A 20631-nucleotide genomic window follows, 5' to 3' on the forward strand; every position below is an offset into this window, starting at 1 on the left:
CCGAAATGTGAAAGATTTTCCCCGCCCCCGGCCGGGAGCGGCCCCCGGAGTCCCCGGAGCCCCGAATCAGGGTTTCACACCCAGTTCGCGGCGCGAGACGGCCAGCGCTGCCAGGCTGATCCGGCAGTCGGGGACCGCACGCAGGATCTCCCCGGCACACGACAACAAGGTCGAACCCGTCGTCATCACGTCGTCGACCAGCAGCACGTGACGGCCCGCCAGCCGTTCGGGGTGCCGCACCGCAAAGGCCCCTTCGACATTCCCGGCCCGTTCGCGGTGCGATTTCCGGGCCTGGCTCGCCGTGTTGCGGCGCCGGAAGACGCTCCGCCGGTCGACCGGGACGCCCAGCTGGTGCGCAATCCCCTCGGCGATGTATTCCGACTGGTTATAGCCCCTGCGGCACCGTTTGAACGGGTGCAGCGGAAGCGGTACGACACACTCCACGTCGTCGTAGAGCCCGCTTTCACGCAGGTAGCGGCCATACCACTCGCCCATTTCGCGCGCCGTACGCCACGATCCGCGGTACTTGAAGCCGTGGATCAGCTGTCGCCAGCCGCTGCCGTGAACGAAGAAGAGAAAACCCGAGGCCTGCACGACGGGGAGCAGGCCCCAGCATTTGCGCACCACGGGGTTGTCCGCCTCGCGCCAGTAGCCCGTCAGGGGCGCCGTGGCCCGGCAGAGCGTGCAGACGCAACGCTCGCCCGCCGACAGCGGCTCCCCGCACACCGCACAGCGTGCCGGGAAGAACAGCGACACCACGTCGCGCAGCAACTCATTGAGGATCGACATCCACCACGACGGTTATGGCCCTGTAAGCCGGATTTTCGGAAAAGGTTTTCAGTTCGGCGAGGAGCAGCTCCCGCGCCCGGGCCGACGAGGCTCCGCTCTCGATCTTCAACAACAGCCCCGCAAGGTATTCGCCCCGGATGCGGTCCACGGGCGGCGTCATCGGACCCAGCACGCGCCGTCCGAAGCGTTCGCGCAGCCGCGCGGCCAGCGCCGTGATGCCGTCACGCAGCGTCGTCGGGTCGCGGTGCCGCAGCAGGAGCGACGTCAGCCGCGCATACGGCGGGTAAAAAAAGGCCCGGCGTTCGGCCAGCTGCATGCGGACCATCCCTTCGTAGTCGCCCGCAGCGACCTGACGGATCACCGGATTCCCCGGATCGCCCGTCTGGATCACCACCTCGCCCCCGTCGTCGCGCCGCCCGGCGCGCCCGGACACCTGCGTCATCAGCTGGAAAGCCCGCTCCGCAGCCCGGAAATCGGGATTGTTCAGCAGGTTGTCCGCATTGAGGATCCCCACCAGCGAAACCCCCTCGAAATCGAAACCCTTGGTGATCATCTGCGTGCCGACCAGGATGTCGGTCCGGCGCGCCGCGAAATCCGCAATGATGGCATTGAAGGCCTTCTCGGAGGTGACGCTGTCCCGATCCAGTCGTGCAACCTGCGCTTCGGGGAAAATCCGAGAAATCTCCTCCTCGATCTTCTCCGTTCCGAAGCCCCTCGGCACGACATCCGTCACGCGGCACGACGGACACTTCGCCGGAACCTCCTCCGTATGGCCGCAGTAGTGGCAGACGAGTCTCCGCCCGCCCTTGTGGTAGGTCAGCGTCACGTTGCAGTTCGGGCACCGCGCCGTCCATCCGCACTCCGTACACTCGACATAGGGCGAAAAGCCACGCCGGTTCTGGAACAGCATCACCTGTCCGCCCCGCCGGAGCGTCTCGTCGATCTTGTCCAGCAGCAGTTTGTTGAAGTGGCCGTGCCGCTCGCCACGGCGCGCCGCACGCAGCGTATCCGACACGTAAATCACCGGAGGCCGCGCCGTGCCGTAGCGCTCGGTCAGCTCCGCACGCCCGTACTTCCCCGACGCGGCATTCGACCACGTCTCCACCGACGGCGTGGCGCTCCCCAGCAGCGTATGCCCGCCCGTCAGCCGCGCCATCACCACGGCGCAGTCCCGTGCGTTGTAGCGCGGCGCCGGGTCCGTCTGCTTATAGCTCGCATCGTGCTCCTCGTCGACCACGATCAGTTGCAGGTGTTTCAGCGGCAGGAAGAGCGACGACCGCGCCCCGACCACGAACTCGCCCCCCTCCGAACGGCTCAAACGGAGGTACGTTTCCGTGCGCCGACGGTTCGTGAGCTTCGAGTGGTAGGCCGTGACACGGCTCCCGAAGATCCGCTCCATGCGTTCGATCAACTGCGCCGTCAGGGCGATCTCCGGAACCAGCAGCAGCACGTCCCCGCCCCGCGACAGCACCTCGCCGATCAGGTGGATGTAGATCTCCGTCTTCCCCGAGCCCGTGATACCCTGCAACAGCGCCGTCTCCTTCCCTGCGGCGAACTGTCCGCGCAGGGAGTCGAGCGCCCGGCGCTGCATCGGGGTCAGCTCCGGAAGCCGGAATGCGGAGCCGCCCCGCTCGACCGTGCGTTCGTGTTCCGCACGAAGGATCAGGCCCTTGCGTTCCAGCGTACGCAGCACGGCGCTCTCCGCCCGCAGCAGCCGCTGCGCGATCTCGCCCGTCGCAATGCGTGTCCCGTCGCCCGCCGAGGCGATCTCCAACAGCGCCGCGTACTGCTTCGGGGCCCGCCGTTCGAGGCGTTCGCACGCCTCGTGGAACGCCGTCTCGTCGCACAACGCCCGTGCCAGCGAGACATACGGTTCCGTCCGGGGGCGGAACTCCTCCTCCGAGAACTCCTCCTCCGTATCGCCCGAAGGCTTCATCAGCGCGGGAAGCGCCACGCGCATCACCTCCCCCGGACTGCACAGGTAATACGACGCCATCCACTCCCACAGCGCGCGTTGCGCCGCCGACAGGAGCGGTGTATCATAGAGAATACGTTGTATGGATTTGATCCGCGGGAAGTCGGGGCGCCGGTCATGCACCCGCCAGACAATACCCGTATAGAATTTGTGCGCCCCGAACTGTACCGCCACGGCCTGACCCTCCGTGACCGCCATCCCCTCGGGAACCGCGAACGTATAGGCCGGCTGCGCCAGCGGCAGGACTATGTCGGCATAACGCGGCATCAGCCCTTGTTGATCGCCTGGAAGCCCTTGCCGTAGACGCCCATCACCGAACCCACCGTCATGAAGGCATCCGGGTCGATCGTCTTGACGAATTTCAGGATCATCGCCGTCTCACGCTTCCGGCACACCACCATCACCATCTTCGTCTGCTCCTTCGAGTACCATCCCTGCGAGTCGATGAGCGTCACGCCCCGGTGGATGTTCCGCGCAATGGCATCCGCCATCTTCTCGTAGTCGTGCGTCACGATCAGCACCTGGCTCGACTGCTGGTTCCCGGCCATGATCATGTCCACCGTGTAGCCCACGACGGCCGTCAGCACGTAGCCGTAGATCACCGCACTGATGCCCTTGCCCACGAGCAGCGACGAGGCGATGATGACGAAATCCGAATAGATCAGGATCTTGCCGTAGCTGATCGTCCGGTACTTGTTGATGATCATCGCCACGATATCCGTACCGCCCGTCGAGCCGCCCTGCGTGAAGCACAACGCAATACCCGTTCCGGCCAGGATACCGCCCATGACGATCGAAAGCAGGTTGTCCACGCCGAGGAAGTTCCCTTCCGGAAGCACACCCTGCCAGAAGTTCATCCCCACGGAGATCACCAGCACGCAAAAGATCGTCTTGACCCCGAAGTTCCACCCCACAATGAACCCCGCAACGAGCAGCAGCACGGCATTGATGAAGAAAACCATCGTACCGATCTGCACGTGCATCCCGAGGTTTTCCAGCGCCGTGCACAGCACCAGCGAAAGACCCGCTGCTCCGCCGCCCATACCGTTGGCCGGCAACACGCAGCCGATCCACCCGAACGAGTACATCATCATGCCGAAGAACATCAGGAAATACTCCTTGACGATCTTCCACACGGAATTCGGAGTAATAGCGTGTTTCATAAGGGAACTGTTCTATTCAATATGCACGACAGAACGACAAGCCGTCGGCGTGAAGCTCAATTCTCGGGCCATTTGCTCACGGGATGGAATGTTGTTGCCTGCCGAGGTTTTATCCGTCTACAAATGTAGTAAAAATTTCGCCTTGATACGCATTCCGCCGCTCCAATCTTTTTTCCAGCATCGACAGCAGCTGCTCGTTGCGCACCAGGCCCCAGTTGCGGCCGTAGTGGTAGCGCGGCGGCGCCTCCGAGGCGAAGCGTTCGACGACCAGATCCGGGCGCAGGCGGCGCAGAATCTCCACGAAGAGGTCGAGGTATTCGTCGAGCGTCCAGAAGCGGAAGCGCTCCGGGTGCGCGTCGTACTCCGCGGCCATCGCCGTCCCGCGGAAAACCTGCAACTGGTGGAACTTCACCGTCGTGAGCGGCAGGGCGCTGATCCGTGCCGTCTGATCGAGCAGCATCGCGTCCGTCTCGCCCGGGAGCCCGAGGATGAAGTGCCCGCCCACGGCAAGGCCCCGCCCGGCGGTCATCCGCACGGCCCGCTCCGCCGCGGCGAAGTCATGACCCCGGTTCACGGCGCGCAGCGTCGCATCCCGGGTCGACTCGATGCCGTACTCCACGGCCACATACCGGTCGCGCGCCACCTCGGCCAGGTAGTCGAGCGTCACTTCGTCGACGCAGTCCGGGCGCGTGCCGACGACGATCCCCACGACATCCGGATGCCGAAGGGCCTCGCCGTAGACCGCTTTCAGCCGTTCCAGCGGCGCGTAGGTGTTCGAATAGGACTGGAAGTAGACCAGGTAGTGCCGCGCCGTGCGGTAGCGGTTGCGGTGGAACTCGATTCCCTCGTCGATCTGCTGCGTGATGCTCTTCGCCGGGGTACAGTACGACGGCGTGAAGGCCCCGTTGATGCAGAACGTACACCCGCCGGTGCCGACCCTTCCGTCACGGTTCGGGCAGGTGAAGCCCGCATCCACCGAGAGCTTCTGCACCCGATCCCCGAACAGCCGGCGGAAGTAACCCGCATAGGAGTTGAACCGCCGTTCGTCGCCCCACGGATAGGCCATTGCCGTGCGCTTACAGGCCCCAGTCCGAAGGATTATAGGTATCCTTCGGGGCGTTCGGGACGTTCGCAAAGAAGGTGAAGCCCGTCAGCTCCTCGATATCCGAGACGCTCATCATGTCCTTGGACTGCGGTTCATGGCCTTTCTCCATATTGTGTCGCAGCACGAAGGCGGCACACTTCAATTCGCTGGCCGAAAGGTCATAAACCGACTTGCCGGTTGTACCGCTCTTGCTTCGCAGAATCAGGTAGTAGAACATCGAGGGGCGCGTAACGTCGCTGCGTCCGCCGAACTCGATCGTCGCCGGCGAGCAGCTTTTGCCGTAGGCGTCGGTAAAGGTCTCGAAATAGGTGCCGATCACCACATAGGTCGTATCTTTGCAAACCTGTGCGTCGACAAAGGATTCCAGGTTGTTCCAGGCTCCGCCTCCATTGTTGAAATTCGAGGAATACTGCGGCGCGATATTCGTATAGTAGAAAACCTGCCGGTTGACGGCGCTCGTCACCAGCCGCTCGGCCGATCCGAGCATGTGCCCCTTGTTGCATCCGCCGCCCGTATCCTTGCTGTAATACTGGATACTGGAAGGGATGTCCGGATCCTGACGATAGGCATTCGTCCGGTTGGCACCGTGTTCGTAGCAGTCATGACGCGGCGCCGCCACCCACACCGGGCAGTGGTGCTCGGCGCTGTAACATACCGTATAGTTGCGAGCCAGATGGCCGTCCACCCGGAAGTCCGGGCAGATGTGGTGAGCATAGTAAAGCGTGGCATCGTTGTCGTCGATGCCGTTGCCATCGGCGTCGTGTTCGACGGGCAGTTCCGGCCAGCCCGAATATTTCGTCGGGCCCGAAGGCGTGTCGCCGCCACCGTCACCGCCCCCCTGCGAGGCCAGCGTCGTGAAGCGCGTCGTCGCACTCGTGTAGGTCTCACCCGCCCACTCGGCGCAGAGCCGGAACTCATACGTCGTCGACGCAGACAGATTCGTCAGCGTCACGCTCTTCGTCCCCGAGCCCGCCGTCACCGACTTCTGCGTATAGCTGCCGCCCGAAACCGGACGGTACTCGAACCGGAGGGTATAATCCGCCGTCGGCTCCTCGAACGTGAAGCCGCAGTTCAGCGTCGCACCCGTGGCCGTGATGTTCGAGGCCGAAGGGGTCCCGAAGGCCGGCTTCTCCGGATCGGGCTCCGGGAGCGAACTGCCCTCGCCCGTCCGGAACGAAATGCCGGGGCTCTGCATCCGGCCCGTTCCCAGATCCGCATAGGCATAAACGACATAGAGGGTCTCCGAAGCCAGACCGCTCAACGTCGCGCGCAGCGTCGTGCCGTCGACCGTGATGTCCGACGTCGTCGTGAAGTCGATGACCCCGCTCTCCGTCACCGGAGCATAGGAGAACCCCGCATTCGAGGCACTCAAAACCCCCGGGCCGAAATTCGTGGCGCAGCTCACCTCCGCTGTCGTGCCGTTGACCGTACACTCCGGAGTCGAGAACCACTTGCTTCCCTCCTCCGTCTTGTCACACGAAACAAGGCAGGCTGCCACTCCTGCCAGCAAACAGGTAAAAAATCTTTTCATAAAACCCGATAACGATTTTTTATGATCCTTAAAATACAGGGGTTCCGCAACCGGACCCCCTGTTCCATTTCCTATTTTCTAAAATTCCAATCTCCGGCGTCGAACGTCTCCTTCGGCGCATTCGGCACATGCACGAAGAAGGTCATCCCGGTCTGCCGCTCGATCTCGGCCACCGAAGTCATATTCGCCGAGGGCTTCCCGCTCGGATAGGCCCGGTTCTCGAACCAGAAACCCATGCATTGCAGCTCATCGGACGAAAGATCCTGCACCTTTTTGCCCGTATTGCCCGACTTCGAACGCAGCAGCACCCGGTAGAAGTGGCTCGGAACCGTGCAGGGGACCCCGGACTTGTCCGTCACCGAGGCTGTCGTGAGTTCGCCCCACACCCCCGAAACCACATAGAGCGTGTCGGCGCAGATGTTGTTCCAGCAGTCCGCTTCGAGCGACGACCACACCCCGCTGTTGAAGCTGTTCTGCCACTGCGGGGCCGCATTCGTCACGTAAAACGTCTGGATGTTCGCCGTGGCGTTCACCGTACGGTCGCCCGACGCCAGCAGATGACCTTTCGAATAGCCGGGCTGCGGCTTATAGGAGCCCTTTACCAGATTCGGCTGGATCGACTGCGGCAGTTCCGGGTCGTAGGCCCAGGCATCCGAACGGTTCTGACTCCCCTTATAGCATTCGTGCAACGGAAAGGCCGACCACATCCCCGAGCGCTTCCCGATGCTGTAACAGACCGAATAGTTCCGTCCGCCGGGCAGACCGTTGCAGAAGTGCGCCACATAACAGAGATCCTCCGAATCCTGCTCCACGGCCGGGAGTTCCGCCCAGCCCGTACACACCGAAAGATCAAAGGATTCGACATCCGGAATCCCCGGAATCCCGATATCATCCGAACCGTCGCCTCCGCAGGCGACCAGACAGGCGACCAGGCACCCTGTCATCCATACGATCGTCTTCGTCTTCATACGCACTTTTACTCTTTATTTTTGGAGTCGATCCAGATCGTTACCGGACCGTCATTGATCAAAGCTACCTGCATGTCGGCGCCGAATTCGCCCGTCGCCACGGGATGCCCCGTCAGTTCGCCGACACGGGCCGCAAAACGCTCGTACAGGGGGCGCGAAACAGCCTCCGGGGCCGCATGAATATAGCTCGGACGGTTCCCCTTGCGCGTCGAGGCCAGCAGCGTGAACTGGCTCACGACCAGCACCTCGCCCCCGGTCTGCATGACATCGAGGTTCATCACCCCGTTTTCGTCGTCGAAGATCCGCAGCCGCACCAGCTTCCCGGCCAGGTATTCCAGATCCTCCACGCCGTCGTCGTGTCCCACGCCGACCAGCACCAGCAGTCCCGCGCCGATCCGCGAGCGGAGCGTGCCGCCGATCGTCACCGAAGCCTCTTTCACACGTTGTACAAGCAGTCGCATCGTCGTTCAGTCATTTCAAAAATTGCCACTCTCCGTCTCCCCCCCCCTCTCTCTCCGGGATCCGGACCGTCTTCCGTCATTCGGTCTCCCGTCTCTGCGCCGGGGGCTCACAGGTTTTCGAAGGCCGCCCACAGGTTGTCCCCCGCCGGAACGGGCGCCGTGACCGAGATCCGTTCGTGACGCACCGGATGGTCGAACTCCACCCGCCGCGAGTGGAGCGAAATCCCGCCCCCGGGCTGCGAACGCCGCGCCCCGTATTTCAGGTCCCCGCGGATCGGGCAGCCGATCTTCGAGAGCTGCGCCCGGATCTGGTGGTGGCGCCCCGTCAGCAGTTCGACCTCCACGAGCGTATAGTTCTTTCCACGGCCCCGCGTCTCGTAGCGCAGCCGCGCCTCCTTGGCATCCCCCTTCGGGGCGTCGCAGGCCCGCGAGCGGTTCGTGCGGCCGTCCCGCAGGATGTAGTGCCGCAGTTCGCCCTGCTCGGGATCGGGCGTCGATTCGGTCAGCGCCCAGTAGACCTTGCGGATCCGCCCCTCGCGCAGCATCTCGTTCAGCCGCGTCAGCGCCTTCGAGGTCTTGGCAAAGAGCACCGCGCCGCTCACCGGGCGGTCGATGCGGTGCACCACGCCGAGGAAAACCGCCCCCGGCTTGCCGTCCCGCACCTTGATGAAGGCCTTGATCTGATCTTCCAGAGCGCTCTCGCCCGAAGGATCCGGCTGCACGAGATCCCCGCCGTGCTTGTTCACGACGAGCAGATGGTTGTCCTCGTAGAGAATATCGTCCGGAGTGAACATCGCCGTTTAATCGCCGTTTACAGAATGAAGGTGAAGGGCAGGAGTTTTTCCGCCGTATCGACGACCGACGCCGTGCCGCCGCCGCTCATGATCACCCGGATCGGGCTCCCCTGGCGGCGTTCCGTGTCCACCAGCACCTGGCGGCACTGTCCGCAGGGGTAGCACTCCCGTTCCGAAGGCTCGGAGGCGATGGCCAGCGATTCGATCGGGTCGTCGGCGCAATTGGCCGCGGCATGGAAGAGCAGCGTACGCTCGGCGCACAGTCCCGCCGGGAAGACCTCGCTCTCGATGTTGCCTCCGTGGAGAATCCGGCCGCTGCGCAGCCGCGCCGCAGCCCCCACCCGGAATTTCGAATAGGGTGCATAGGCCCGGGCCGTGGCTTGTTCGGCCTCGGAAACCAGCCGTCGGTCCGCTTCGGGAAGGGCCGACAGCGCCGCATAATGTTCGTAATCGAAACGGAACTGCTTTTCCATAACTCCTCCTTTTTCAGAAAACACCCCTTATAAATAAAAAAATAAGAGGTGAACGACAAAATTAGTAAATATTTCCGATTCCCGCAACAATTCCGCCCCGCAACTTCATCCCGACCCCGGCAAGAACCGCCATCCGTGAAAATCCCGGGTCGCAACGCGCCGCGGCACGCCCCGATCCGGGATTCCCCTGTTTCCAAAAATCATCGCGTAAAAACTGCCGGCCCGACCGCTACCGCCCTATTCCAGCACGAACTTCGCCTGCACGCTGTATTCCAGGCGGATGGTCTTGAACTCCAACGGTTCCTCTTCGGCCGTCGATTCGGCCATGCCCGCCGCCTTTGCGCTGCGCATCAGCACCGCATTGTCGTACATCACCGGCATGACGTTGCTGTTCGAATCGTAGATGTAGAAGCACTTGCCCACCGTCTGGCCGATTGCCCCGGCCAGCGTCGCGGCGTTCGCCCGCGCATTGCGGATCGCCTCCACGCGCACCTGCTCCTTGTATTCGTCGAGCTTCGAGTGCGAGACCTTCAGGATCGAGACGTCCGAGATCCCCAGGTTGTCCAGCGCCTGCCACGCCCGCGCCACCTCGGCCGACGTCCCCAGCTGCAACTGGTACTTCGCCGTCGCCACCGAGGTCTTCTTCTTGAAGAACTCGCTCGACAGGTTCGCCACTTTGAGCTGCTTCTCCACGTCGACGCCCAGCTTCTTCAACGCCGCGATCATGTCGCGCTGCTGGCTCTCGACCGAAATCTTCCCCTTCGAATCGCGTTCGTTGATGATAATCTGCAAGTAGAACTCGTCGGGCGTGATCTCCTTCTCGGCCCGGCCGTTGACCTGCACGTAGCTCGGGAATGCCTCCTGGATCTGCGCTGCGGCCGGAAGCGCTGCCAGCGCCACGACGGCCATCAAAATCAGTCGTTTCATCATGTTCCAATTTTTCCGTAAACAAAACTCCCGTTTGAGAAACGGTTTTGTATAAGAAACGGTGAATTCCCGAAAATACTGCGTCAGCACCGAAAAATCACCGCCCCGGCGACCGGCGGGACGCTCCTTCCGGCCACCACGCCCCGACGCCGGATCAGCGCCGCCATGTTCCCTGCTGCTGCCCCGACGCCGGGTCAGCGACGCACCAGTTTCACGACATTCTCCACGTGGTGCGTGTGCGGGAACATGTCCACCGGCTGCACCGCCTCCACGCGGTAGGCGCCGTCCATCAATGCCAGGTCGCGCGCCTGCGTCGCCGGATTGCAGCTCACGTAGACGATCCGCTCCGGCGCCGCGCGCAGGATCACGTCGATCACCGGCTCGTCCACGCCGGCGCGCGGCGGGTCGAGGATGATGACGTCCGGATGACCGTTCGCCGCCACGAAGGCGTCGTCCAGCACCGCCTTCATGTCCCCGGCATAGAACGTCGTGTTGCGGATGCCGTTCAGCTCCGAGTTGACCTTCGCATCGGCAATCGCCTCCGGGACGTACTCGATGCCCACGACCCGCGCACAGCGCGCCGCACAGAAGTTGGCGATCGTTCCCGTGCCGGTATAGAGATCATAGAGCGTGTCGCCCGGGTGCAGGTCGGCAAACTGACGCGCCACCTTGTAGAGCTCGTAGGCCTGCGCCGAGTTGGTCTGGTAGAAGGACTTCGGGCCCACCTTGAAGCGGAGCCCCTCCATCTGCTCGATGATGTGGTCCTTGCCGCGGTAGCACACCGCATCAAGGTCCCCGACCGAGTCGTTGAGCTTCGTATTGACGACGTAGAAGAGCGACGTGATCTGCGGGAAACGCTCCGCGAGGTGGTCGAGCAGCGCCGTGATGCGCGGGCGGTCCTCCGCACCGAAGACCACGATCACCATCACCTCGCCCGTCGAGGCCGTGCGGACGATCAGGTTGCGCATCAGCCCCGTATGCGCGCGGGCATTGTGGAACGTATAGCCGTGTTCGAGGCAGAAGCGCTTGGTTTCGAGCCGGATGGCGTTCGACGGATCGGGTTGCAGCCAGCAGGTGCGGATGTCGAGCACCTTGTCGAACATGTTCGGGATATGGAACCCCACGGCCGGCGCAGCGTCGAGCGCCGCACCGCTCTCCACCTCCTCGCGTGTCAGCCAGCGGCGGTCGGCAAAGGTGAATTCCAGTTTGTTGCGGTAGAAGCGCGTCGCCGCCGAGCCCAGGCAGGGGGCGATCTCCGGGAGCTCGATCTTCCCGATCCGGGTCAGCTGGTCACGCACCTGCGCCGTTTTGAAGCGCAGCTGCTCCTCATAGGGCAGGTTCTGCCATTTGCAGCCTCCGCACACGCCGAAGTGTTCGCAGAAGGGCTCCTCGCGCAGCGGCGAGCGTTTCACATAGTTCACGACGTAGCCCTCCATGAAGCGGCGGCGCTTGACGCGGATCTGCACGTCCACCACATCGCCCGGAACCGTCATCGGGACGAAGACCACCACGTCGTTCCAACGCCCCATGGCCTTGCCCTCGGCCGCCAGGGTCGTGATTTCAAGCCCCTCGATCAGGGGGTAGTTCGCTTTCTTTCTTGCCATCGGTTTCTCTGATTCGGGTTGCAAAGGTAACAAAAATTCATTCACCCGCCTGCTTTTTCATCCGCGACCGCGCCCGCACGCCGCCCAGCCAGAAGCCCACCGCAAAGGGACCCCCGACCAGCACCGCCACGGCCAGCACGAACCAGAGCAGCACCTTGCCCACAAGATCCGGCACGGCGTCGAGCGTCGTGCGCACCAGTTCGTCGCCCGCCTGCCGCAACTGCCCGACCAGCGCCTCGCGCTCCTGCGTGACATAGTCCTGCATCGCCATGCGCTGGCGGTCGAAATCCGTGAAGGCCCGGTCCACCGAGGCGTCCATCGTCCGGATCAGCTGCGTGATCTGCCCGTTCAACTCCGTCAGCAGCCGGTCCGAAATCTGCGGAAGGTGCTCGGCCACCGCCACGATCCGCGCGAAGTTGCGTTCCAGCGAGTCGAGCTGCATGCCGAGCTGCACGCGCAGGCTGTCCTGCTCGAAACGCATCTCGAAGAGATCCTTCGACCAGCTCACGCTGTTCGACAGCTGCTGCGCCTGTCCGCTTACGCGGTCGTTCACGTCGGACAGCACCTCGGCAATCGAACCCGTCGCATAGGCGTGCTCCACGCCGTTCTCCCGCAGGAACTCCAACCACGCGAGGGTCGTATTGTCCGTTTCGGCACCCTCCGACACGGGGTTCTCCCGCAGGTACTCCTCCACGAAGCGCTCCATCAGCGCACAGCGATCCGACGGCAGCACCAGCCGGGCCAGACGCCCGATCCGCCGGTCGAGCCGCGCCGCCGTCTCCCGGGCCAGGGGGCTCTGCGCCCCGAAGAGCAGCGAATCGGGCGCCGCGGAAAAGGCCGCATCCATCCGCCGGCAGAGGATCCACAGGTCGGCCAGCGCCACATCCGGGATGCCCTGCATGGCGGCCGAAAGCCCGGCCTGCGTGGCGCGGATCTTCCACCGCACGGCAGCCACCCGCACGCCGAGGTCCGGCGACAGCGACACGATCGAATCCGCCGCACGCGCCACCTCGCCCGCCATGTCGTAATAAAAACCGCGCGTCATCGTCCGCACGTCCATCTGCTCCTTCGGCAGCGGGTCGCCCGTCGACACGGAGACCTTCAACAGCGAGCACCCCGCCAGCAATCCGACGACCAACAGCGCCGCCGCCCCCTTCATCCATCGGTTCATAATCATCCTGTTTATCCGTTTTCACACGCAATTACCGCTCCGGAATCCGCCGACAACCCGTCCGGGTCGCGGATCGTCCGGCCGGATCCCCGTGCGGAGATGCCGGGACGCCCCGGCGGAAACCCCCGCACGTTTCTCCGATTCGGATGCTTTTGCCGGTTAAAGGTAGGCAAAATCCCGCAAAAAACGTTATCTTTGCCCGGACCGCGACACTGCAACCACGGTAAAAAACATTGGAATCATGAAAATCGCCTGTCTGCCCTTCAACCCCATACAGGAAAACACCTATGTCGTCTGGGACGACACGAAAGAGTGCGTCGTCATCGATGCCGGAAACTGCTCGCCCCGCGAGGATGCCGCCCTGGACGACTTCATCGGCCGTCAGGGGCTGAAACCCGTGCTGGCCGCGAACACCCACGGGCACTTCGACCATACGCTCGGCGTCGGGCACCTCAAACAGCGTTACGGCATCCCCTTCGCCCTCTCGGAAAAGGACCGGTTCCTGCTCGACAACGCCGCCGTCAGCGGCTCGCTCTTCGGCGTCAAGACCGGACCGATGCCCGCGATCGACCGCGACCTCGACGCCGAAACCGAAATCCGTTTCGGAAATTCCGTGCTGCGGATCCTCCGCACGCCGGGCCACACCCCCGGCCACGTGGCCTTCTACGAACCCGAATCGAAGGCCCTGTTCACCGGCGACACGCTCTTCCGCGAGTCGATCGGACGCACGGACCTGCCCGGCGGCGACTATTCGTGGATCATGCGCTCGATCCTCGACGTGATCGTCCCCCTCGGCGAGGAGGTCCACGTCTATCCCGGCCACGGGCCCGAGTCGACCATCGGCCACGAACTCCTCTACAACCCCTTCATCGTCGAGGTCCTCAACGGGGAGGTCAACTACCGCGACCGATGAAGGCCCTGATCCACCGAATCCTCTACCGCACGCTGTCGCTCGAAGGTTACCTCCGCGCCGTGAGCCGCATGTTCTTCCTCTGGCAGCGGCTCGGAATCGGACGCTACAACCCCGCAACCGAGTATGTATACCACCTCCCGCAGCTTGTGCGGCCCGGAGACACGTGCATCGACATCGGCGCAAACCTCGGGTACTATGCCCGCACGATCGCCCGCCTGGCCAGGTCCGAAGGCCGCCTCTTCGCCGTGGAGCCCGTCGCACCGGTCCGCAAGGTCCTCGCCCGCAACCTCCGCCGCTGCTCCAACGTCGAGATCCTTCCCTACGCCCTCGGCGCCGAAGAGCGCGACATCGTCATGGGAAACGACTCCGCCCGCAAGACCGGATACCTCGGAACCGGGCAGAACTTCGTCAACGACGCCGGAACTGCCGTGGACGTGGCGTTCTCCGCCCGGATGCGGCGCGGCAGCGAACTCTTCGGCAACCTCCGGAGGCTGGATTTCATCAAGTGCGACATCGAGGGGTACGAACTCGTCGTCATGCGCGAGATGCGTCCCCTGCTCGAACGGTTCCGCCCCACGGTCCTGATCGAAACCGGCGGCGAAAACCGCCCCGAAATCATCCGCCTCTTCACCGAACTGGGGTACGAGGGCTTCACCCTCGAACACGGGCAGGAGGTTCCCCTCGCCCCCGCAGCAACCAAAGACATCATTTTCAGACATGCGCATTGACATCATATCCTCGGTCCCCGAACTGATGACCTCGCCCCTGAACGAGTCGATCCTCCGCCGCGCCCAGGAGAAGGGTTTTGTAGAAATTGTCATCCATAATCTCCACGACTACGCGCACGACCGCCGCAAGACCACCGACGACTATCCGTTCGGCGGCGAGGCCGGAATGGTCATGAAGTGCGAACCGGTCTTCGAGCTCGTCGAGAAGCTCCAAAGCGAACGCTCCTACGACGAGATCATCTACACCTCGCCCGACGGCGTACGCTACGACCAGCACGAGGCAAACCGACTCTCGACGCTCGAAAACATCATCATCCTCTGCGGACACTACAAGGGAATCGACCACCGCATCCGCGAGCATCTCATTACGCGCGAGATCTCAATCGGCGACTACGTCCTCACGGGCGGCGAACTGGCCGCCTGCATCATCGCCGACTCGGTCGTGCGGCTCATCCCGGGAGCGATCGGCGACGAGGCCTCGGCCCTCACCGACTCGTTCCAGGACAACCTGCTCGCACCCCCGGTCTACACCCGCCCGGCGGAGTTCCGCGGGTGGCGGGTCCCCGACGTGCTGCTGTCGGGCAACTTCGCCGAGATCGAGAAGTGGCAGGACGAACAGGCCTTCGAACGCACCCGCCGCCTGCGCCCCGACCTGCTCGAAAAATAACCGTCGACACTATGAAATACTACCTCATTGCCGGGGAGCCTTCGGGCGACCTCCACGGCGCAAACCTTATCCGCGGCCTGCGAAAGGCCGACCCCGACGCGCAGTTCCGCTTCTGGGGCGGAGACCTGATGGCCGACGCCGGCGGTAAAACCAATTTACGAAAACACTACCGCGAAACGTCGTTCTTCGGCGTCGTGCAGGTCCTCCGCAACCTGGGGACCATCCGCCGCCAGATGCGCGAGTGTCAGGACGACATCGCGGCTTTCGCCCCCGACGTCGTGATCCTCGTCGACTACCCCGGATTCAACATGAAGATCGCACGCTGGGCCCACGAACACGGCCTGCGCACCTTCTATTATATCGCCCCGAAGGTCTGGGCCTCGCGAGAAGGCCGCATCAAGGGCATTCAGCGCTATGTCGACCGGCTCTTCGTGATCTTCCCCTTCGAGTGCGACTACTTCCCGAAGCACGGCATCGAACCCGTGTTCGAGGGGAATCCGCTGGTCGACGCCCTCGAAGCGCGGCGGGGTTCGCTCCCCGCACCGGAGGAGTTCCGACGCCGGAACGGGCTTGACAGCCGTCCGATCATCGCCCTGCTGGCCGGCAGCCGCCGCTCGGAGATCCGCAAGAACATGCCCCTCATGGCGCGGCTCGCGGAGCGGTTCCCCGGGCATCAGTTCGTCGTCGCCGGAGTCCCCTGGCTCGACCCCGCGCTCTACGAGGAGCACATCGCCGGAAGCCCGATCCGCTACGTCTGCGACCAGACCTACGAAACCCTCGCCGCGGCCGAAGCCGCCGTCGTGGCGTCGGGAACCGCCACGCTCGAAACAGCCCTGTTAGGGATTCCCGAGGTGGTCGTATATCGGCTCGCTCCCCTCGAATACTACGGAATGCCGCTCGTCGTGCGCTGTCCGTGGGTCTCGCTCGTCAACCTCAACCTCCGCCGCGAGGCCGTCGCCGAAGTGCTCCAATCGAACCTCGACATCACGCGCGCCGAGCGCGAACTGCGCGCCATCCTCCCCGGCGGCGAACGCCGCGAACGCATGCTCGAGGACTTCAAGGAGCTGCGCTCCGTCATCGGAGGCCCCGGGGCCAGCGACCGCTTCGCCGTACGCATGGTCGAACTGCTCAAAAACCGCGAATCATGAAGATCATCTGCATCGGACGCAACTACCGCGCCCACGCCGCCGAACTCCACCACGATACGGGTCTGGCCGAAAGCGGCTCGGAACCCGTCTGGTTCATGAAGCCCGATACGGCGCTGCTGCGTAACAACGACCCCTTCTACATCCCGCACTTCTCGCAGGAGATCCATTACGAATGCGAGCTGGTCGTGCGCATCAACCGCGTCGGACGGGCCATCGACGAGCGTTTTGCCCATCGCTACTACGACGAGGTGGGGCTCGGCATCGACTTCACGGCCCGCGACCTCCAACGGCAGGCCATTGCCGAAGGACTCCCCTGGGAACGCTGCAAAGCCTTCGACCACTCGGCGGCCCTCTCGCCGCAGTTCCTCCCGCTGGCCGAACTGGGCGGCGACGTCCAGAAACTCCGGTTCGCCCTCGACATCAACGGCGAGCGCCGCCAGACGGGCGATGCCGCCGAGATGATCTTCGGCGTCGATCGCCTGATCGCCGCCGTCTCGCAGTACGTCACCCTCCGCATGGGCGACCTGCTCTTCACCGGGACTCCGGCCGGTGTCGGGCCCGTCACTCCGGGCGACAACCTCCGCGCCACGCTCGAAGGCCGCGAACTGCTCAACTTCGACATCCGATAAACACGACACACCATGCTGCTGCACGACAAACTCAAAGACTACCGGCTGCTGCTGGCCTCGCAGTCGCCCCGCCGCCGGGAACTCATCGCCGGATGCGGGCTGCCCTGCGAACTCGCCCCGAAATACGACTGCGAGGAGATCTACCCCGAAGACCTCGCCGCCGAGGAGGTCCCGCTCTTCCTCTCGCAACTCAAAAGCAGGGCCTTCCCGACCCCGCTCGCCGCAAACGACATCCTGCTGACGGCCGACACCGTGGTGGTGCTCGACGGCGAGGTGCTTGGAAAACCCCGCGACCGGGAGGATGCCCTGCGGATGCTCCGCCGCCTCTCCGGACGCCGCCATACGGTGGTCTCCGGCGTCACGTTCCGCACGCCGCAGCGCATGCACACCTTCGAGGCCCGGACGAGCGTCTGGTTCCGCACGCTGACCGACGAGGAGACCGCCTACTACGTCGACACCTTCCGACCCTTCGACAAGGCCGGGGCATACGGCATCCAGGAGTGGATCGGATACGCCGCCATCGAACGCATCGAGGGATCCTTCTACAATGTCATGGGGCTCCCCATTCAGAAACTGTACACCGAACTGGACAAATTCCTTACACGATGAAAAAACAGACCCTGCTGACCCTTTTCGCCCTCCTCTGCCTCTGGCCCGCCGCCGCGGACGAGGGCATGTGGCTCCCGAGCCTCATCTCCGCCCGCATCGACGACATGCGCGCCAAAGGTTTCCGCCTCACGGCCGAAGAGATCTATTCGATCAACCGCGCCTCGATGAAGGATGCCGTGGTGCTCTTCGACGGCGGCTGCACCGGAGAACTCGTCTCCGCGGAGGGGTTGCTGCTGACAAACCACCACTGCGGTTACGACGCCATCCAGCGCCATTCGACCGTCGAGCACGACTACCTCACCCACGGTTTCTGGGCCCGCTCCCGCGCCGAAGAGCTCCCGAACAAGGGTCTCAACGTGCGCTTCCTGGTCCGCATGGAGGAGGTCACCGACCGCATCGCCGCCGGCGAGACGCCCGAGGAGATCATCGCCCGCGCCGAAGCCGAAGGCGCCGGATACAAGGCCTCCGTCGAGCAGATGTACTACGGCGACCAGCAGTTCCTCTTCATCTACGAGCAGTTCGACGACGTGCGCCTCGTGGCCGCACCGCCCTCGTCGATCGGCAAGTTCGGAGGCGACACCGACAACTGGATCTGGCCCCGCCATACGGGCGACTTCTCCATCTTCCGCATCTACGCCTCGAAGGAGAACAAACCCGCCGCCTACTCGCCCGACAACGTCCCCTACCGTCCGAAAAAGCACTTCACGATCTCGACCCGGGGATTCCGCGAGGGCGACTTCACGATGATCTACGGATTCCCGGGCAACACCCAGGAGTACATCCTTTCGGATGCCGCGGAGTACATCGCCACGCAGTCCGACCCGGCCAAGATCGCCATCCGCGACGGTCGTCTCGACATCATCGCCCGCGCCCAGGAGAGCGACCCCGCGCTGCGCATCCACTACGCCGCCAAGCATGCCGCCATCGCCAATGCCTGGAAAAAGTGGCAGGGCGAAGTGCTGGGGCTGAACCGGATGAAGACCGTCGCCGCCAAGCAGGAACAGGAGCAGGCCTTCGCACGCGAAAATCCCCGCGGCGAAGAGCTGCTGCGCGAAATGAAGGCGGAGTATGCACGCATCACGACCCCCTATTTCGCCCGCGAAATAACGCTCGAAACCCTCCGTGCGCTGCCCGCGAAATACTCGGCCGAGGAGCGCGCCGAAACCGTATTCCCGGCCCGCCGGGAGACCGAACGCGCGCTGTTCCGCTGGCTCTTCGGCGAATATGCACGCCGTTGTCCGGTGCAATATCAGGTTCCGGCATTCCTCGACGGCGCGGCCGCAAACGGCTCGCCCGAAGCCTTCGCCGAAAAGGTCTTCGAGGAGGTATGGGCCGGAGGCGAAACACCCCTCGCCGACTCGCTGCGAAGCGGTTCGAAGCGGATGCTCGACCACATCTCGTGGCTGCTGGGGACAGACCGGCTGCGCAACCTCATCAGCAACCGGCTCAACACGCTCTACCGGGAGTATGTCCACGAGCTGCGGGAGACCTGGCCCGAACGCCCCTTCTATCCCGATGCCAACCTGACGCTGCGCGTGGCCTACGGCGCCATCGCCGGCTACGAATATGCCGACGGCGAGTACCACAAGCCGCAGACGACCCTCGACGGCATCATCGCCAAGGACAATCCCGAGATTTACGACTACGACATCCCGCAGTCGCTGCGCGACCTCTACGCCTCGAAGGAGTACGGGCGCTGGGGCGTGGAGGTCGACGGGCGTCGGACGGTGCCGGTCTGCTTCCTCGCGTCGAACCACACCACGGGCGGGAACTCCGGATCGCCGGTGCTGAATGCCGACGGCGAGTTGATCGGCATCAACTTCGACCGCACGTGGCGTTCGACGATGAGCGACATCGCCTTCGACCCCGCGATCTGCCGCAACATCGCCGTGGATATCCGCTACGTGCTCTTCGTGGTGGATCGTATCGGCGGGGCCGGGTATCTGCTCAAAGAGATGCGGATCAAATAGGGCTCCGCAGCCGCCGACCGGAGCGGAAGAACGGGGCGTATTTCCGACGGCGGAGATGCGCCCCGTTTCGGCAAAAGGCCCGGAAACGCCGAGGGTCGGGGGGGGGTCCGCGAATTTCACGAAAAGGGCGGTTCTTCCGATTCCGCCCCGGATCTCTTCGGGGTCTCTCCCGGCCCGGGAGCTCCGAATCCGGGAAAAATCGGAGTTTTTCGGGGAAAAATTTTGCAAATCGTAAAATAGTGTCTATATTTGCACGCCCGGAAGATATTCGGGGTGTGTGATGCCCAGGTGGTGAAATTGGTAGACACGCTACTTTGAGGGGGTAGTGAACAATTGCGTTCGTGCAAGTTCGAGTCTTGTCCTGGGCACTGGAAACCGCGTTAGAGTCATTTCTAACGCGGTTTTAATTTTTTCGCGTCCGCACTGTGTCCGCATTTTCTAACAACATCCGGCTCACACATAAAATCGTATGAGAAAATAGACGAGTTCCCTCGATGGGGAATTCGTCTAATATTTATTTTTTTATTGTCGGCATATTCTGAATAACGACTCCTTGCAATAATTTTCCATTAACCTTTTTATTGCTTTTAACCCCATCTGCACTCCATGTTCCCCATTGCTTAAAGAAAAATGGAATATGATTAGTTTCGGTCTGTCGCTTAATGTTTAAGACCCATTCTTCTTTCATAGGACGGGCCTGAACCCCACTTTCACCTCCGACAATAACCCAATTTATTCCCTTAAGATCCAATTCACCCAAATCTTCGAGAAACGGCTCACATGAAATGAATCGAATTGGAGCTTTCAAATGTCGTATATAATCCAAAAGATTAGGCGGTTTCATTTTTAGATGGGATGAAGGAACGAAAAGCAACTGTGCTATTTTCGGCAGATTGCAAAGAACCTCTAACCTCAAACAACTGGAGCAAAAAGTAATAAATTGTCAAAAAAGCAAGGGATATTTTTATTGTAGACTTTGTCACGTTACTATTCTGTATAAATTTTA

20 protein-coding genes and 1 tRNA gene are annotated in these 20631 nt (G+C 62.9%); 8 read left to right on the forward strand and 13 right to left on the reverse strand.

What is annotated here, in order from left to right; translation table 11 throughout:
- Positions 1–66 precede the first annotated feature (66 nt).
- The 12 genes from B5G16_RS00120 to B5G16_RS00175 form a co-directional block, all read right to left on the reverse strand.
- Entirely contained in the window at positions 67–789 is a 723-nt protein-coding gene (locus B5G16_RS00120) for a ComF family protein (RefSeq protein WP_087259878.1), read from the reverse strand.
- Positions 773–3031 (reverse strand): replication restart helicase PriA, encoded by a 2259-nt coding sequence (gene priA / locus B5G16_RS00125; protein WP_087259881.1) that lies wholly within the window; start codon positions 3029–3031, stop codon positions 773–775. The genes B5G16_RS00120 and priA overlap by 17 nt, the downstream gene beginning before the upstream one ends.
- The gene (locus B5G16_RS00130; protein ID WP_087259883.1) at positions 3031–3927 is read right to left on the reverse strand and encodes a YitT family protein; all 897 of its coding nucleotides are present in this window, start codon (positions 3925–3927) and stop codon (positions 3031–3033) included. Before B5G16_RS00130 ends, priA begins: the two co-directional genes overlap by 1 nt.
- 109 nt (positions 3928–4036) lie before the next feature.
- On the reverse strand, positions 4037–4993 hold the full coding sequence (locus B5G16_RS00135) for a TIGR01212 family radical SAM protein (protein ID WP_087259885.1): 957 nt from the start codon (positions 4991–4993) through the stop codon (positions 4037–4039).
- Positions 4994–5003: 10 nt separating this feature from the next.
- Positions 5004–6563 carry a DNA/RNA non-specific endonuclease gene (locus B5G16_RS00140; protein ID WP_087259887.1) on the reverse strand — a complete coding sequence of 520 codons (1560 nt, stop codon included), beginning with the start codon at positions 6561–6563 and terminating at the stop codon, positions 5004–5006.
- A gap of 71 nt (positions 6564–6634) precedes the next feature.
- Positions 6635–7531 (reverse strand): DNA/RNA non-specific endonuclease, encoded by an 897-nt coding sequence (locus tag B5G16_RS00145; RefSeq protein ID WP_087259889.1) that lies wholly within the window; start codon positions 7529–7531, stop codon positions 6635–6637.
- An 8-nt stretch (positions 7532–7539) separates the two neighbouring features.
- On the reverse strand, positions 7540–7992 hold the full coding sequence (gene dtd / locus B5G16_RS00150) for a D-aminoacyl-tRNA deacylase (protein ID WP_087259891.1): 453 nt from the start codon (positions 7990–7992) through the stop codon (positions 7540–7542).
- Positions 7993–8099: 107 nt separating this feature from the next.
- On the reverse strand, positions 8100–8786 hold the full coding sequence (locus B5G16_RS00155) for an RluA family pseudouridine synthase (RefSeq protein ID WP_087259893.1): 687 nt from the start codon (positions 8784–8786) through the stop codon (positions 8100–8102).
- A gap of 17 nt (positions 8787–8803) precedes the next feature.
- Positions 8804–9259, reverse strand: coding sequence for a cytidine deaminase (locus B5G16_RS00160; RefSeq protein ID WP_087259895.1), 456 nt, complete (start codon positions 9257–9259; stop codon positions 8804–8806).
- A gap of 237 nt (positions 9260–9496) precedes the next feature.
- Positions 9497–10186, reverse strand: a complete 690-nt coding sequence (locus B5G16_RS00165) for an SIMPL domain-containing protein (protein WP_087260486.1) — start codon at positions 10184–10186, stop codon at positions 9497–9499.
- Between the two features lie 194 nt (positions 10187–10380).
- Positions 10381–11790 (reverse strand): 23S rRNA (uracil(1939)-C(5))-methyltransferase RlmD, encoded by a 1410-nt coding sequence (rlmD, locus tag B5G16_RS00170; RefSeq protein ID WP_087260488.1) that lies wholly within the window; start codon positions 11788–11790, stop codon positions 10381–10383.
- 37 nt (positions 11791–11827) lie between these two features.
- The gene (locus B5G16_RS00175; protein WP_087259897.1) at positions 11828–12961 is read right to left on the reverse strand and encodes a hypothetical protein; all 1134 of its coding nucleotides are present in this window, start codon (positions 12959–12961) and stop codon (positions 11828–11830) included.
- Positions 12962–13202: 241 nt separating this feature from the next.
- Between B5G16_RS00175 and B5G16_RS00180 the strand changes: the two genes are divergently transcribed.
- The 8 genes from B5G16_RS00180 to B5G16_RS00215 all read left to right on the forward strand — a co-directional run bounded on the left by B5G16_RS00180 (position 13203) and on the right by B5G16_RS00215 (position 19993).
- Entirely contained in the window at positions 13203–13874 is a 672-nt protein-coding gene (locus B5G16_RS00180; RefSeq protein ID WP_087259899.1) for an MBL fold metallo-hydrolase, read from the forward strand.
- Positions 13871–14602, forward strand: a complete 732-nt coding sequence (locus B5G16_RS00185) for an FkbM family methyltransferase (RefSeq protein WP_087259901.1) — start codon at positions 13871–13873, stop codon at positions 14600–14602. Before B5G16_RS00180 ends, B5G16_RS00185 begins: the two co-directional genes overlap by 4 nt.
- A complete protein-coding gene (trmD, locus tag B5G16_RS00190) occupies positions 14592–15269 on the forward strand; it encodes a tRNA (guanosine(37)-N1)-methyltransferase TrmD (RefSeq protein WP_087259903.1) in 678 nt (225 codons plus the stop codon). Before B5G16_RS00185 ends, trmD begins: the two co-directional genes overlap by 11 nt.
- A gap of 11 nt (positions 15270–15280) precedes the next feature.
- Positions 15281–16417, forward strand: a complete 1137-nt coding sequence (gene lpxB / locus B5G16_RS00195) for a lipid-A-disaccharide synthase (RefSeq protein WP_087259905.1) — start codon at positions 15281–15283, stop codon at positions 16415–16417.
- Positions 16414–17046 (forward strand): fumarylacetoacetate hydrolase family protein, encoded by a 633-nt coding sequence (locus tag B5G16_RS00200; RefSeq protein ID WP_087259907.1) that lies wholly within the window; start codon positions 16414–16416, stop codon positions 17044–17046. The genes lpxB and B5G16_RS00200 overlap by 4 nt, the downstream gene beginning before the upstream one ends.
- A gap of 12 nt (positions 17047–17058) precedes the next feature.
- Entirely contained in the window at positions 17059–17655 is a 597-nt protein-coding gene (locus tag B5G16_RS00205; RefSeq protein ID WP_087259909.1) for a Maf family nucleotide pyrophosphatase, read from the forward strand.
- Complete coding sequence (locus B5G16_RS00210; protein WP_087259912.1) at positions 17652–19625, forward strand: S46 family peptidase; 1974 nt, start codon at positions 17652–17654, stop codon at positions 19623–19625. Before B5G16_RS00205 ends, B5G16_RS00210 begins: the two co-directional genes overlap by 4 nt.
- A 282-nt stretch (positions 19626–19907) precedes the next feature.
- Positions 19908–19993, forward strand: a tRNA-Leu gene (locus B5G16_RS00215).
- A gap of 146 nt (positions 19994–20139) precedes the next feature.
- On the opposite strand, the gene B5G16_RS00220 is transcribed toward B5G16_RS00215, so the two are convergent.
- On the reverse strand, positions 20140–20469 hold the full coding sequence (locus B5G16_RS00220) for a DUF5131 family protein (RefSeq protein WP_087260490.1): 330 nt from the start codon (positions 20467–20469) through the stop codon (positions 20140–20142).
- Positions 20470–20631: the final 162 nt, after the last annotated feature.

It is taken from the genome of Alistipes sp. An66, assembly GCF_002161445.1.
GTDB lineage: Bacteria > Bacteroidota > Bacteroidia > Bacteroidales > Rikenellaceae > Alistipes > Alistipes cottocaccae.